This window comes from Sphingobacterium sp. GW821-FHT03E03 (assembly GCF_059420745.1).
The window spans coordinates 59,618-73,767 of record NZ_JBWKUH010000011.1; the positions used below are offsets into that span (position 1 = coordinate 59,618).

Annotated in this window: 14 protein-coding genes; 8 read left to right on the top strand and 6 right to left on the bottom strand. The window is 36.9% G+C overall.

Translation table 11 applies throughout. From position 1 onward, the window contains the following. Positions 1 to 6: 6 nt before the first annotated feature. From AC07UV_RS13885 to AC07UV_RS13900, 4 genes are all read left to right on the top strand, one after another. Positions 7 to 1,488, top strand: a complete 1,482-nt coding sequence (locus tag AC07UV_RS13885) for an NADH-quinone oxidoreductase subunit N (protein WP_495184182.1) — start codon at positions 7 to 9, stop codon at positions 1,486 to 1,488. A 110-nt stretch (positions 1,489 to 1,598) separates the two neighbouring features. Continuing rightward, a complete protein-coding gene (locus AC07UV_RS13890; RefSeq protein WP_282252262.1) occupies positions 1,599 to 2,204 on the top strand; it encodes a DUF4254 domain-containing protein in 606 nt (201 codons plus the stop codon). A 4-nt stretch (positions 2,205 to 2,208) separates the two neighbouring features. Continuing rightward, positions 2,209 to 3,234 carry a glycosyltransferase family 9 protein gene (locus AC07UV_RS13895; protein ID WP_495184183.1) on the top strand — a complete coding sequence of 342 codons (1,026 nt, stop codon included), beginning with the start codon at positions 2,209 to 2,211 and terminating at the stop codon, positions 3,232 to 3,234. Beyond that, complete coding sequence (locus AC07UV_RS13900; RefSeq protein WP_495184184.1) at positions 3,231 to 4,340, top strand: glycosyltransferase family 4 protein; 1,110 nt, start codon at positions 3,231 to 3,233, stop codon at positions 4,338 to 4,340. Before AC07UV_RS13895 ends, AC07UV_RS13900 begins: the two co-directional genes overlap by 4 nt. On the opposite strand, the gene AC07UV_RS13905 is transcribed toward AC07UV_RS13900, so the two are convergent. From AC07UV_RS13905 to AC07UV_RS13915, 3 genes are all read right to left on the bottom strand, one after another. After that, complete coding sequence (locus AC07UV_RS13905) at positions 4,337 to 5,002, bottom strand: glycosyltransferase family 32 protein (protein WP_495184185.1); 666 nt, start codon at positions 5,000 to 5,002, stop codon at positions 4,337 to 4,339. The two genes, AC07UV_RS13900 and AC07UV_RS13905, sit on opposite strands and share 4 nt — an antisense overlap. A 4-nt stretch (positions 5,003 to 5,006) precedes the next feature. Next, the gene (locus AC07UV_RS13910; protein ID WP_495184186.1) at positions 5,007 to 6,074 is read right to left on the bottom strand and encodes a glycosyltransferase family 4 protein; all 1,068 of its coding nucleotides are present in this window, start codon (positions 6,072 to 6,074) and stop codon (positions 5,007 to 5,009) included. A gap of 104 nt (positions 6,075 to 6,178) precedes the next feature. After that, positions 6,179 to 7,357, bottom strand: coding sequence for a glycosyltransferase family 4 protein (locus AC07UV_RS13915; protein WP_495184187.1), 1,179 nt, complete (start codon positions 7,355 to 7,357; stop codon positions 6,179 to 6,181). Positions 7,358 to 7,623: 266 nt separating this feature from the next. Here AC07UV_RS13915 and AC07UV_RS13920 point away from each other — a divergent pair, with 266 nt between their 5' ends. From AC07UV_RS13920 to AC07UV_RS13935, 4 genes are read left to right on the top strand one after another with little or no spacing between them, the layout of a single operon-like run. After that, positions 7,624 to 8,868: a glycosyltransferase family 4 protein gene (locus tag AC07UV_RS13920; RefSeq protein WP_495184188.1), complete on the top strand. Its 1,245-nt coding sequence runs from the start codon at positions 7,624 to 7,626 to the stop codon at positions 8,866 to 8,868. Position 8,869: 1 nt separating this feature from the next. Then, complete coding sequence (locus AC07UV_RS13925; protein ID WP_495184189.1) at positions 8,870 to 9,889, top strand: glycosyltransferase family 2 protein; 1,020 nt, start codon at positions 8,870 to 8,872, stop codon at positions 9,887 to 9,889. A 2-nt stretch (positions 9,890 to 9,891) separates the two neighbouring features. Next, positions 9,892 to 10,749 (top strand): alpha-1,2-fucosyltransferase, encoded by an 858-nt coding sequence (locus AC07UV_RS13930; RefSeq protein WP_495184190.1) that lies wholly within the window; start codon positions 9,892 to 9,894, stop codon positions 10,747 to 10,749. Positions 10,750 to 10,768: 19 nt separating this feature from the next. Further along, the gene (locus tag AC07UV_RS13935; RefSeq protein WP_495184191.1) at positions 10,769 to 11,737 is read left to right on the top strand and encodes a DUF6492 family protein; all 969 of its coding nucleotides are present in this window, start codon (positions 10,769 to 10,771) and stop codon (positions 11,735 to 11,737) included. Here AC07UV_RS13935 and AC07UV_RS13940 read toward each other — a convergent pair. From AC07UV_RS13940 to AC07UV_RS13950, 3 genes are read right to left on the bottom strand one after another with little or no spacing between them, the layout of a single operon-like run. Then, the gene (locus tag AC07UV_RS13940) at positions 11,700 to 12,788 is read right to left on the bottom strand and encodes a DegT/DnrJ/EryC1/StrS family aminotransferase (RefSeq protein ID WP_495184192.1); all 1,089 of its coding nucleotides are present in this window, start codon (positions 12,786 to 12,788) and stop codon (positions 11,700 to 11,702) included. The genes AC07UV_RS13935 and AC07UV_RS13940 overlap by 38 nt on opposite strands. Beyond that, positions 12,754 to 13,155 (bottom strand): sugar 3,4-ketoisomerase, encoded by a 402-nt coding sequence (locus tag AC07UV_RS13945; RefSeq protein ID WP_495184193.1) that lies wholly within the window; start codon positions 13,153 to 13,155, stop codon positions 12,754 to 12,756. The genes AC07UV_RS13940 and AC07UV_RS13945 overlap by 35 nt, the downstream gene beginning before the upstream one ends. Next, positions 13,155 to 14,144 (bottom strand): glycosyl transferase, encoded by a 990-nt coding sequence (locus AC07UV_RS13950; protein WP_495184194.1) that lies wholly within the window; start codon positions 14,142 to 14,144, stop codon positions 13,155 to 13,157. Before AC07UV_RS13950 ends, AC07UV_RS13945 begins: the two co-directional genes overlap by 1 nt. Positions 14,145 to 14,150: the final 6 nt, after the last annotated feature.

The following is a 14,150-nucleotide window of genomic DNA, read 5'->3' on the forward strand; positions in this document are numbered from 1 at the left end:
TCCAGCATGCTCGCATTCAGTCCATATATCAGTTCATTTATTGATCAAATTATCGTTAGTATTCCCTATTTCAAACCGGAATTAACGCTGATCATTACTTTTATAGGTAGTATTATCGCGAGTCTTTTCGTAGATAAATACTGGGACAAAGCATCTTTTACGATTACAATAGCTGGATTATTGTTGAGTGGTTGTTATCTATTGGGACAAGGATTAAGCCATGTGGATATGGTTGGATTCTTCGACATGATCCACATTGATACATTCGCAACATCGGCACGTGTGATTATCCTGCTGTCGACCCTACTGATTACGATCTTTATTCAACAACGTCATCAGCATGATCGCCCTTTGGGAGATCTGTATGCTGTTGTATTGACCGCAACCTTGGGATTGAATCTCTTAACCATGTCGAGCAACTGGCTGATGATCTTCATCGCAGTAGAAACAGTATCGATCAGCTCGTACATTATGGTCGGTTATTTTTCATCCAATAAAGTACAATCCGAAGCAGCGATGAAATACGTACTCTTTGGATCTATATGTGCAGCCGTTATGCTCTATGGCCTATCGCTGCTTTACGGTTTCACGGGAAACTTAAATTTTGATGCGCCAAGTCATATTGCGGGTCTGATGGAGGCCCCGAAGCTAATGATCAGTATTGCCCTCTTATTTTTACTGACCGGTATTGGTTTTAAACTAAGTTTTTTCCCATTTCATGTTTGGAGTCCTGACGTTTATCAGGGGGCACCGACCGTGATTACCACGTACCTAGCGACTGTACCTAAAATTGCCGTTGTAGTCCTGCTATCTAAGTTACTTGCAGCCTGGCTTGCAGTATCCTTTTATTTCAGTGATTTCTTGGCTTATGTTATCATCATTATAGCTATTGCGACCATGTTGATTGGTAATCTGGCGGCCCTGCGTCAACAGGATGCCAAGCGCATGATGGCCTATTCTTCTATTGGCCACACGGGCATATTGTTGATGGCAGTACTGGTCTATCAAAACAATGAGTCAAACGTTTTGCTGTTCTATTTATCAATTTATGCATTGATGAATATCGCTGTTTTTATTTTTATCAACAGCTTAGAGGTCAGTCTAGGCAACACCTCAATAGACTCTTATAAAGGATTAGGTAAACAATCACCTATATTATTCACCTCATTTTCGATCGTCTTAATCGCATTGATAGGTTTGCCGCCTACTGCTGGATTTGTCGGAAAGCTACTCATATTTTCAAAAGTATTCGAGCAGTATCAGAACTTCCAATCCTTCGGTTTACTTGCTTTATTAATTGTAGGGGCACTAACATCCGTAATTTCACTTTTCTATTACTTTAAGATTCCGTTGAATGCCTTCTTAAGAGACAATCTAGATCATTATTTAGTCAAGTCCAATCCTTTACTCCTCGGTATTGGTCTATTTTGTACGATTGCAGTGATCTTGTTTGGATTATTCCCAGACGTCTTACTGTCTATATTTTAAAAAAACATTTTAATTCTTTTCTCAATAGTTGGTTTTTCCAATTCATTTTACTGTTTTTATACAACACCTGAAGTTAAGGATAACTCCATAATATATTTTATATTTGTAACATGATTAGTGCAATAGCAAATCCCATTTTTCAACGTGCTATCCAGGATTACCACGTATACGATCAGATTGATCATCCAATCCAGAATCCGTATGACAAACAATCCCTAGAACATCTACTGTACCTAAAGTGCTGGATTGATACCGTACAATGGCACATGGAAGATGTTGTACGTAATCCTGCCATTGATCCCAAGGACGGTTTATACTGGAAGCGACGCATCGATGAGTCTAATCAGTATCGTACAGATACAGTAGAATATATAGACAGCTACTTTTTACAGAAATACCAAACTATCGAAGCATTGCCTTCAGCAAAAATCAATACGGAAAGTCCAGCTTGGGCCATTGATAGACTGTCCATTCTGGCGCTAAAGATTTATCATATGGAGCAGGAGACACTTCGTTCAGATGCTTCTGAAGCCCATATCTCTGCTTGTCAGCAAAAATTGAACATCTTGCTGGAACAACGTACAGATCTTTCACAAAGTATCGACGAATTGTTGACAGCGATTGAATCAGGTGAAAAATACATGAAGGTCTATAAACAGATGAAAATGTATAACGATCCTGAACTGAACCCTGTACTTTATACATCCGGAAAATAAAGACATGTCTTTGCCGCAGCGAATCATAGTAACCCGGTTTTCGGCCATGGGCGATGTTGCCATGGTGGCCTCTGTGTTGAAAGAATTTTGTCAACAATATCCTACGGTAGAGATTATCATGGTCAGCCGTCCTTTTTTTTCACCATTCTTTGATGGCATAAAAAATATCAAGTTTCATGCAATTGAACCTAAGACAACCCATAAAGGCCTTTTTGGATTAATCAGATTAAAAAATGAGCTGGCTCAATATGGTACAGATGCTGTAGCTGATCTACATTTCAATTTACGCTCGCGTGTATTGGATGTATTATTTTCTCTTTCTGGAATAAAGGTCAAACAACTGGACAAAGGTCGTGCAGAAAAGAAAGCCCTGACGCGCAAAGAAAATAAGGTTAAGCATCAATTGAAGCTAACTGTAGAGCGCTATGCAGATGTATTCCGTGCTTTAGGTTTTCACTTTGAACTGAGTCACAAATTGGCTTCTAATTTGCAAGATGTCCCCAAAACGGCATTTAGCATGTTTGGCAATTTCGAACGAAAAAAAATTGGTATTGCGGCTTTTGCGCAACACCGATATAAAATTCTTTCGATGGTAAAGATGAGGCAGATCATAGATCACCTGGCACATCATGGATATGACATATTGCTTTTTGGAGGAGGTCAGGAAGAGTTTCAAATCGCGCAAAACTGGACCGAAAGTTTTCCAAACACCTACAATACCATTGGAAAATTTACGTTGAGAGAAGAACTGGATATCATATCAAATCTGGATCTGATGATCAGCATGGATTCCTCCGGGTTGCACATGGCTTCTTTGATGGGAGTAAGATGCCTATCACTATGGGGCGCAACTCACCCATACGCGGGATTTACGGGTTACGGGCAACAATATGAGGACTGTATCCAAGTGGAACATCCCAACCGTCCAAGCGCTGTCTACGGCAACAAACCTTGCGATTGCGATGGTACAGAAGCGATTGATTTAATTACAGCAGAAATGGTGATCGAAAAAATAACAGCGATAAGATGAGGTTAGGATTTGATGCAAAGCGTTTTTTCAACAACGCGTCAGGCTTGGGCAATTACAGCAGAGATCTGATACGCATTTTATCAACGTTTGCTCCGCAAAATGACTATATCCTCTATACGCCTAGTACCTCTGTCGAAAGGTATGCTAAGCTCGTCGACCCTGAGCAGATTAAGACGCCAAAAGGATATATTAATCAAAATTTCCCAAACCTCTGGCGCACAAAAAGAATAGTATCGGATTTGAAAAAAGACCAGATCAATATTTTTCACGGTCTTTCCGGAGAAATCCCTGTTGACTTGGCTCCGGCGAAAATTAAATCTATTGTTAGCATGCACGATTTAATTTTTATGCGATACCCTTCACTTTATCGTCCGATAGATCGGTGGATCTATAAAAAGAAATTTGCGCATGCCTGTCGCCGGGCAGACAAAATTGTCGCCATCAGTAAACAGACCAAAAATGATATTGTCGAGTTTTTCAATATCCCTCAAGAAAAAATAGACATCATCTATCAAGGTTGTCACGAGGCATTTAAGATAACAAAAACAGCCGATGAAAAGCAACAGCTCAAGAAAAGCTTAGGTCTTCCCGATGAATTCCTATTGAATGTGGGAACGATAGAAGAACGTAAAAACGCATTATCAATTGTGAAAGCGATTGAGCATATCGATATTCCCTTGGTTATTGTGGGCAGAAGCACGAAATACCAGCTTCAGCTGCAAGAGTTTATCCATAAACATCAGATGGAAAACAGAGTATACTTTCTTAGCGGCTTGAATATGTGGGAGCTGTCAGTACTCTATTCCTCAGCCCTTGCATTTATTTATCCATCTATTTATGAAGGGTTTGGTATCCCTATTATTGAAGCCCTATATTCAGGTACACCTGTAATTACTACAGATTCGGGCGTTTTTCCAGAGGCGGGTGGCCCAGCTTCGTTGTACGTACAACCGCACGATATTGATCAGATTCAGCATGCAATTGAATTTATTTTAAGCGACAGCAATTTACAGCAAGAAATGTCTGTAAAAGGATTAGCCTACGCACAGCAGTTTAACGATGATAACCTCGCTGCGCAATGGGAAAAACAATATTTAACACTTTAGTTCTCCGATTTCACAACAGTTACTACTTTCTGTAGTTTTTTCCAGTGTTGTGACCGATCTCCATAAATCAATAATTTACCAAGCTTGTATTTAAATTTCATTATCCCCTTGTAGTCATCCGGCACAATGCGATAAGAGACTGTTGGGTCTTCATTGATGACATCATTGACGGCCCTCGTATAAACTGTTGGTCCGGTCATGCCATGCACGTCATGTGGGTATTTATTTTGCTGAATATTTTCAACAATATACTTTATTGTTCGCTCCAGAAAAGGATGTCCCTTTTCAAATACCAACGCCCATTGCGCAAAAAGATTTTGGTGATTCTTTTCGCGTGTGATGACGGCATGGTCATCTTCTTGTAGGTATTTATCTAGATTAACGAGAATATCACTATCCAGATCCAGGTATACTCCACCATAGACATATAAGACGGCATAGCGAAAAAAATCAGCTTTTGCCGCTCCGATCTGCAATCTACTATATGCCTTATACACTTCTTTATCAAATGATTCCTTTATAAATGCATCTACGCGTTGGTCGTCATAAAACTCATAGCTGTAGCTCTTATTCTTACGTCTAAAGCGCTTGATATATAATTTCGTTAACCAAGGGATTTGGTTCGTCTTAAATGTCTGATAGATTACTTTTGGTATAGCCATTCCCTTATTTCAAAAGTTTCTTATAAAGTTCCCAATATTCACCTGCCGCCTTATCCCATGAAAACTGGGCAGCCCAAGATTTAATTTCAGGAGTACGATCCTCACCGTGGATAATACCAATCAGGCTGGATTTCCCAAATTCGATCAAATATTCTGGGTCTGTGGATTCTAAAAAGAATGCTTCAGGACCACCGATTTCAGGGAGACAGGTATAGGTAGATAGCAGTACCTTTTTACCAAAGGACATGGCTTCAATAACAGGTAACCCAAAACCCTCCGCGATAGAAGGAAAAGCAAATAAAGAACAATCTTTTAAGTAATTATATTTCTCTTCTTCCGTTATTGGCCCAGTGAGCCGCAGGCGTTCCGCAACCCCGAGTTCAGCGGCTAAATCAAGAATATACTGATTATAATCCGGCTCCGCGATAATTCCACTGATTATCAATTCCAAATCATTTCCCACCAATAAATAAAGCAACGTATGAAAATTTTTCTTACGGTTTATGGTACCAATAGAATAAATGAAGGGTTTATGTACACTATTGTGTGCTATATCTAACTGATCCAAATAGTACTGATCAATATTATTCCCATTATAAATTACATGAAGTGGTTTTCCCTTTAAATTACAATAATCTTCAAGGTCTTTCTTTACATAATGGGATATCGCAACAATAACATCTGCTTTATCCAAATTATTCTGCAAGCTTTTCAAGTACTTTTTTTCCTTTTCGACCGACTTTTTTTCCTTTAAGAAGTTCAGGTCATGGATCGTAGAAAGGACCTTGATTTTATTATTTCGTGGAAAATATGAACTAAGTTGGAACGTAGAATGCCAAAGATCACTATTGGAAAATCGCGGCATCCAGAACTTCTGCAGCGATTTTTGCTGGTAATAGTTTGCCTTGGAGCCAAAATCTTCATTGGCAGGGTTATTTGTATAAAATACCATTGCATAAGGATCGGCCGTCTTATTCAATAAAGCATTTCCTAGTTGTTTACAAAAGTGATATAAGCCCGTATGAGGATATTTCATCCGTTCGGCATCAAATATGATCTGTTTTTTCTTCATTCGCTATCGTTAAACAAAGATAGGCTGTTCGGTTTGTTTTTCATATTTTTTATCCCCAAATCAGCATTGAAATTTCCAGGATGGGATTTGCCTATTGAATCATTTTATGGATTTTCGGATAGAAACGTTGCATTCAAAAACTCTTCTTCCTGTGCTATGGTATGGTTCGCGGCAAAGTATGCCAATCCTTCCTGACGGATGGTATGATAGTAAAGTTCATCCAAAAAGAGACGATTGACCGCTGAAGCAAATTCTTTCCCAGATTCGGTCACGATACAACCGTTTTGCTTTTTATTAAATAAACCATCTATTCCACGCGGGTTAGTAACCACAGGCAGCCCATAGGACAATGCTTCAACAACCTTGATTTTTATTCCAGTACCGCTGATCATCGGACATATCGCTACTTTGACATCTCGATACTGCGCATCCAAATCGTCTACCATTCCTAATTTAATAATCTGTTTTGTATCTGGAAAGTGCCCACATATTTTACCAATGACAACAATCTTTATATTAGGGTCGATATACGGTAGAGCGTTCTTCAGGAACCAATCCGCTCCTCTAACATTATGTGGATTATCACTGGCGATATAGATAAGTTTAGCCGAGGTACTGTCTTCTTGTCCTTCTAAAACATTTTGTTTAAATGAGATGGGAAGCTGCTGTATTGAACAACTTGTAAATTGCTCAAAAATATATTTTTCCTCAACCGAATAGGTCCATATCTCATCAAATTGATTGAGAATTTTGAGTTCGTTCTTGAAGATCCCCGATATTCTGGAATGATTTCCTTTATGGCAGGTGGCGTATTGGCCGGTTATAAAATCGTGCGTGTCAATAATCGCCTTTTTGCAATTTTTCAGCTCGTTGATCAGATTTCCCCAATGGACATAGCTGATTATCGCAAAATCATATATCTCATCCTTTGTGATCGACCTGAAATTCTTTTTCAGGTACCAGGTTGTAAAATCTATTTTATGCCTAAAGTAGTTGAACAATACCTCGGGTATTTTATATTTGAATAAGTACTGAAGAAAAGTCGATCGAGGAACTTTACGGTCAATTATTTTAAGGTTGATTGCAGGGTAAGCAATCCTAAATTTTTCAATAGAGGCATCATCCCAATTCCCCCAGAGGCGCTCAGTCACATAGTCTACTGTAAATTCTTGGTTCTTGTGATTAAAATAATCAAGCATCTGAGTGAATCGAGTGATATTACCCGCTCGCCCCTGATAAGGATTATCTGGTACAAAGTAAAGGATCCTTTTTTTGTTGGACATTTTTGTTTAAGATCTATGAATGTAAAGTCATTTTAGCTATCGAAATAGATTACCCGCTTTCAACTAATGACAGGATTGTTATCATTAATAACGGCAATAACAACAAAAATGTGACATTGAAATAAAACAATTCTTCTACAGTTCGACTTTGGTAAAACACAGTAATAAAATATTTAAATATTACACTAGCCAATAGTGACTAAGGGACACCTATTTAAAATTCCTATATCCATTATATATAATTCCTTTAAATATTTACTATTTTTATGAGCGATTTTTTTCGAAATAATCTTTGTAAAGATATTAAAACTCCACGCCTTATCCCACTAAATAGATCATTGGAAATGCATAAATTAAAAAAATGGGCACTTACGATTTCTTCATTAATCAAATATCCCGTTATCAAACGAAAAATAAAAGCAATTGATTCCGAAATACTCTTTATTTTCCCCGTGATGGATATTGGAGGTGCTGAAAGAGTGCATATAGAGATTATGAAAACCATTAGAGATAAGCATCCAACATGCATTATAACAAATTATTCAAAAAATAATGACTTGAGGTCAGAATTCGAAGCTGTTGCGCATATTATTGAACTGGAACGGTGGGGATGGAAAGCAAAATTTCGTAGAAAAATGGCGAAAGAACTAGCTAAGAAAATCAATTCCAACCCAAATAGTGTGGTATTTGGTTCAAATAATTACTTTTTTTATGACCTTCTTCCTTCTTTAGATGACAACATTTTAAAGATAGATCTTTCACATGCATTTGTTGGTGAAAATACAGCGTCTTTTGACAATTATTCACTGCCCTATATTAGTAAGATAGACAAAAGGATAATCTTGGGCGAAAATCAAAGAAAAAAACAGATCCAATTTTATATAGAAAAAAATATAGACTCCGCATTTCAATCAAGGATCAAGATCATTAAGAATAAGATAGAAAAGCCAATCGCTATTTCAGAAAAAGATTATTCGAAAGATCTTACTGTTTTATTTATCGCGAGGAATTCTTATGAAAAGAGACCAGAGCTCTTAATTGAGATTGCAAATATCTGCTATAATCTGAAATTACCTTTTAACTTTAAGATGATTGGCGATTTTGAGAATTTTAAGGCAAAAATTTCACAAAATACAGCGATCATTGGAAGAATTTCGGACAGAAAACAACTAAACGAGCACTATAAATCTGCACATCTGATTGCCATAACGTCTCTTTTTGAAGGATTTCCAATGGTCTTACTTGAAGGTATGTCTCTAGGTGTTGTTCCTATTAGCACTAATGTAGGCGAAATATCTTGTTTTATTAGTGAGCAAAGTGAAAATGGTTTTATTATAGAAAATACAATGGACGATAGCGACATTATCAATGCATTTATTGATAAACTAAAATATATTAATGATAATCGCTCTCTATTAAATCGCCTTAGTAAGAATGCCATGAAATTGGTAGATGAGGAATTTAGTGAAACTATGTTCAACAAACAGTACAGAGAGTTATTAATTAAATAAAATGTTAGAAAAAGCAGATATCAAAACAGTCCCTACTATAACGGTATTTATGCCTGCCTATAACGCAGGAAAATATATTAAGGAATCCATCTCCAGTATTTTAAATCAGACGTATACCAACTTTGAGCTTTTAATTATAAATGATGGGTCAATAGATAATACGCTTGAAATCATAAGCGATTTTAAAGACAGGAGGATTCGAGTAATTAACAATGATCAAAATATGGGATTGCTGTATACGCGAAATCTGGCACTAGTAGAGGTAAATACTGAATTTATTGCTATTATGGACAGTGATGATGTTGCAATGCCAGAACGATTAGCAATACAATTAAAAGAGCTATCTGACAATCCGAATATTGCATTAATAGGATCACAAGCATCCATGATCGACGAAAATGGGAAAATTATCCAAGAAAAAATGTATCCTGTAATAGATGAAGAGCTCTTAAAGGCTTCTATTCCCTTTTATAATGCATTTGTCCATTCTTCAGTAATGATAAGAAGTAATGTTTTGAGAGATTTAGGTGGATATAAAGAAGATTATGCTGAAGATTATGATCTATTTCTAAGAGCCGCTACTCAATATCGAATAAAGAATCTACCGGACATTCTTATTCATTACCGAAATCATGTTTCAGGTATATCAAAGGAGCAAGTTAATCAAATGGATGGTAATATTGAGAAAATTAAAGCAAAATATCTTTCTCTTTTACAACTGCCTTCCGAAAAAAAATACCAGAAAATGCTAACACCGCCGTTTATATGGGATAATATTGAAATTAATGAATACAAAAAATTCTATATTCAATTGTTTGATCGTATTACTGACTCTAATAAACGTCCACTTTCGGTTCAAAAATTTATATTTGAAAAATGGCATGATGTGATCATGAAAAATGGAGGAAAGGATACGCTCATTTTATTTTTTACCAAACCATTCTTTAATTGGAATTATTCAACAGTTAAGCAGTTAAGAAGAGCTTTCAAAAATTCCATTAAAAATATACTAGAAAAATAGAAATGAAGATTGTTAAATTTTTAGGAGGCTTGGGTAATCAGCTATTTCAGTATGCTTTCTTTTTGGCATTGCAACAAAAGTTTAAGCATGTAAAAGCCGATTTAATAGATTTTGAAGATTATCATTTACACAATGGATTCGAATTAGAGCGTGTATTTAATATCATCCTTCCAGAGCTAAGCACATTCGAAACAAATATTTATACCAGAAACAATAACAAATGGCTATGGCGAAAATTAAGGCGATTATATAATACAAAACATATCTATATTGAGGAAACGATTCCGTTTTCTTATATGAAAGAAATTTTTGATGATAACAAAAGCCGCTATTATTGGGGATACTGGCAACATATTGACTATATTAATCAAGTAGTTCCAATTCTTCGCCAACAGCTTAAATTCCCCACCTTGGAGGGCGCTGAAAACATACGTATACAACATTTAATTCAACAACAGAACGCAATTTCATTACACGTCCGAAGAGGAGATTACCTTCAGGAGCCACTATTTAAAGATATCTGTACAGAAGAATACTATCAAAAGAGCATACAGTATATGCTTGAAACAAATGAATCACCATTATTTATAGTATTTTCCAATGATATAGGCTGGTGTAAAACGCAGTTTAAAAATTTGAATGCGATTTTTGTTGAACACAATAGTGGAATTAATAGTTTTAGAGATCTACAATTAATGTCGCAGTGTAAACATCATATTATTGCCAATAGCAGCTTTAGCTGGTGGGGTGCCTGGCTAAATGATAGTCCGGACAAGATTGTTGTCTCCCCACGAAAATGGATAAATGACCCCACGGTGGATACTTCAGGCATAGTTTTACCGACATTTATTACTTTTTAACTTCTTTTAATTACTATTGATGCAATCTTTAGCTAATAATCCACACTATGATGTAGTCATCTGCGTCGGCCCACAGCACATCGAAATTGCGAAGGTCGTGATCAATCAGGTTAAGCGATTTTTTCAGGCACAACAGATCTATGTCATAACAAACGCCTCTCATTTCGAAAAGTTTCAGGTTTTAAGTCTATCCAACTTAGTTCTTGTTAACGAAAATGAATTATTTGACCAATTCAATTTTCAATCCGTAGCTGACTTTCTAAAACAAAGAATAAATAATGGAGATCGAGCCGGATGGTACTTCCAGCAGTTCTTAAAAATGGAGATTTCCAAAATTATCCAAAGTGACTATTATCTGATATGGGATGCAGACACCATCCCATTAAAACCAATCGATTTCTTTGATAAAGAAGAAAGAGCACTTATCCACAAAAGTGAAGAAAATCACAATCCTTATTTTGAAACATTGGAACATATTCTTGGCCTGAAAAAAACAGTCAACTACTCATTTATATCTGAACATTTTATGGTTCAAACAAAGCTGATGCAAAAACTGTTACTTGAACTCAGCACAAATGCGGGGAATCAGGCCTGGTCGTATTATATCCTTGAAAATATAGCTACAAAAGATATTGCACTTTCGGGATTCTCGGAATATGAAACTTACGGTAATTTCCTTAATTCAACCTTCCCCGACGATTTTCGCTTACGAAACTCTCCTTCGGAATTATTAAATACAACTAGAAATGGCAGCATGATTTTGGGCACTCTACCAAATACAAAAGACCTCAATTTTTTAGAGGTCTTAGGTTTACATTATGTGACATTCGAAATCTGGCAAGATATTAACCCCAAAAAGATTAAAGCCAACAAAAGACGTATTGCCTTATTTTTTTTCTTGGAAAAAATTCCATTGATAAGATCTCTGAATAAATTAATTATAAAAAACTTTAGGAAAATTTATTCATTACCTCAACCACTCTATTAATATCCTCTTCTGTATGGCCATAGGAAATAGGAAGGCTAAGTATTGTTCGATGAATTTCTTTTGAGATTGGATAGCTTGCCTCGGATAAAATCCCCTCCATCGCCTTCTGTTGATGTGGAGCTATAGGATAGTGGATTTCTGTTCCGATACCATTATCAAAGAGATATTTTTTCAATCTATCTCGTTCAGGATGTCGTATCGCGAAGATATGGTAAACATCCTGCATATCTGCTCGTACAGTCGGAAGTATAAAATCAGACTTTAATGCACGTAGATAAATTGCAGCTAATTTCTGTTTATGTGCGGTAATTTTATCCAAATACTTCAATTTTACGGACAAGAAAGCTGCCTGCAATTCATCTAGCCTTGAGTTATACCCGACCTCGTCGAAAACATATTTAGCAGAAGAACCATAATTCCGTAAGGTACGAATAGATTTATTTAATTCCTGCTCTTTACAGGTGATAGCTCCCGCATCCCCCAAGGCACCTAAATTCTTTGTCGGATAAAAGCTGAATGCGCCAAAATTGCCAAATGAACCTGCCTTTTGGCCTTTATAAATAGCACCATGTGCTTGTGCACAATCCTCGATAATTTTTAAATCATGTTGATCCGCAAGCTGTAGAATTGGATCCATATCACACATTTTTCCATAAAGATGGACAACAAGGATCGCTCTCGTTCGCGCTGTAATAGCCACCTCAATTCTTCCAGGATCAATATTATAGGTATTCATATCTGGCTCTACCAGGACAGGTTTTAGACCAACCTGCATAATCGCGAGTATCGATGCAATGTAGGTATTAGCAGGAACAATCACTTCATCGCCCGGATTAAAACCAAAATAACGTAACGACAAAACCAGCGCATCCAAGCCCGATGCTACTCCGATACAATGCTCAACACCACAATAGCTCGCAAATGATTGCTCAAATTGTCCAACTTCTTTTCCCAAAATATACCAGCCTCCATGCAATACCCGCTGGAAAACGTTGGTATATTCATCCATAAATTCCTTATTGACTTGCTGTAAGCTCTCGTAAGCGATCATGTGTAAAATATGGTTCGTAGATATAATCTGTTAACTCAAAATATTCGGAGGCAAGGACCATAAGAATGGCATCTTCGGTAAAGTCAAACATCTGATGCCAGTCCTTGGGTTCCAAAATCAGACATTGATCTGGCGAATGCAGTTCAAAAATGCATTCATTAACCCCATCCTGGTTATAGATCGCACAACTTCCTTTTAAGCAAATTGCCGCCTGTATCGTTTGATGATGTCGATGTCCCCCACGGGTAGAGCCATCCACCCCATAGATATAAAATATCCGTTTCACATCGAAAGGAATTACTTTTTCGATCACCGTTAGATGCCCCCGATCATCGGTGAATGTTTTGAGATCAATTTGGTAAGCCATTATCTTAAAAAGTAGGATTGGTGATAATACTGTTGAAATTTTCCGAATACATATAACTTAAACATGCGGCGAAGTGAGGTTCTAATACGCGGAATTTCATCTGTTTCATGAAATTTAAGAGAATGCGATAGCAATCTGATCTCTCGACCAGAATCTTTCAAAACTCTTATATAGGGTTTGTATAAAAACTCTATATCATTATCGCTAATTGCGTAGCCACCAGCTAGTGTAAAAGAATTCTTTTCTGCATATTTTAAAGCTTGGAAATGATAGAATATAATGGGAAAGAAATGCTTACTAGCCAACTCCTTACCCCAAACTTGCCCTATTTTACAATCAAAATCATATTGTTGAACATTCCATGGGGCGACACCACCCCCTAAATGCTCCAAAACATGTACGCCCGTAAACATTGTCGTCCATAGATCCAAGTATTTTTGATCTCCAAAACGGCCCGGCTCTCTGCGATTATAACACCATTCTATACAAGCTGCACGCCACCATTCCAGGACTGCCATACCTTCAGGTGAATTTTTAAAGTAGACAAACTGAACACAGTAGGTTCCACCCGATTCACTATCTTCATACATTGGAGTATATCGGTGTGGTGTGATAATTACAGACGCACCTTTAGCCTCCTCTATTAAAACGTTAGGATCAGCATAGAAAAATAAATCAGCATCCAGATAAGTACAATTGGATAAACCAAACTTTTGAATGCTATGTAAAATAATTGAAGGTGTACAGGTCCAGCAATATTCGCCTGCTGTACGAGTAGGTTTTATAGCCAATAATTGCTCGTCTTCAAAATCTGATAAGGAAATAATAGTTGCTTTGGGAAGTTGCAATCTTCTCAGCGTATCATAACATTCATCATCAAATGCAAAAATATACAGATGAAAGTCCCGCGCGCACTTTTCAAGCGAACGGTACATGGCCAGTCCCCTTGACAGATACAGTGAATTAAATAGGGTGCAAAAATTATTCATATATTA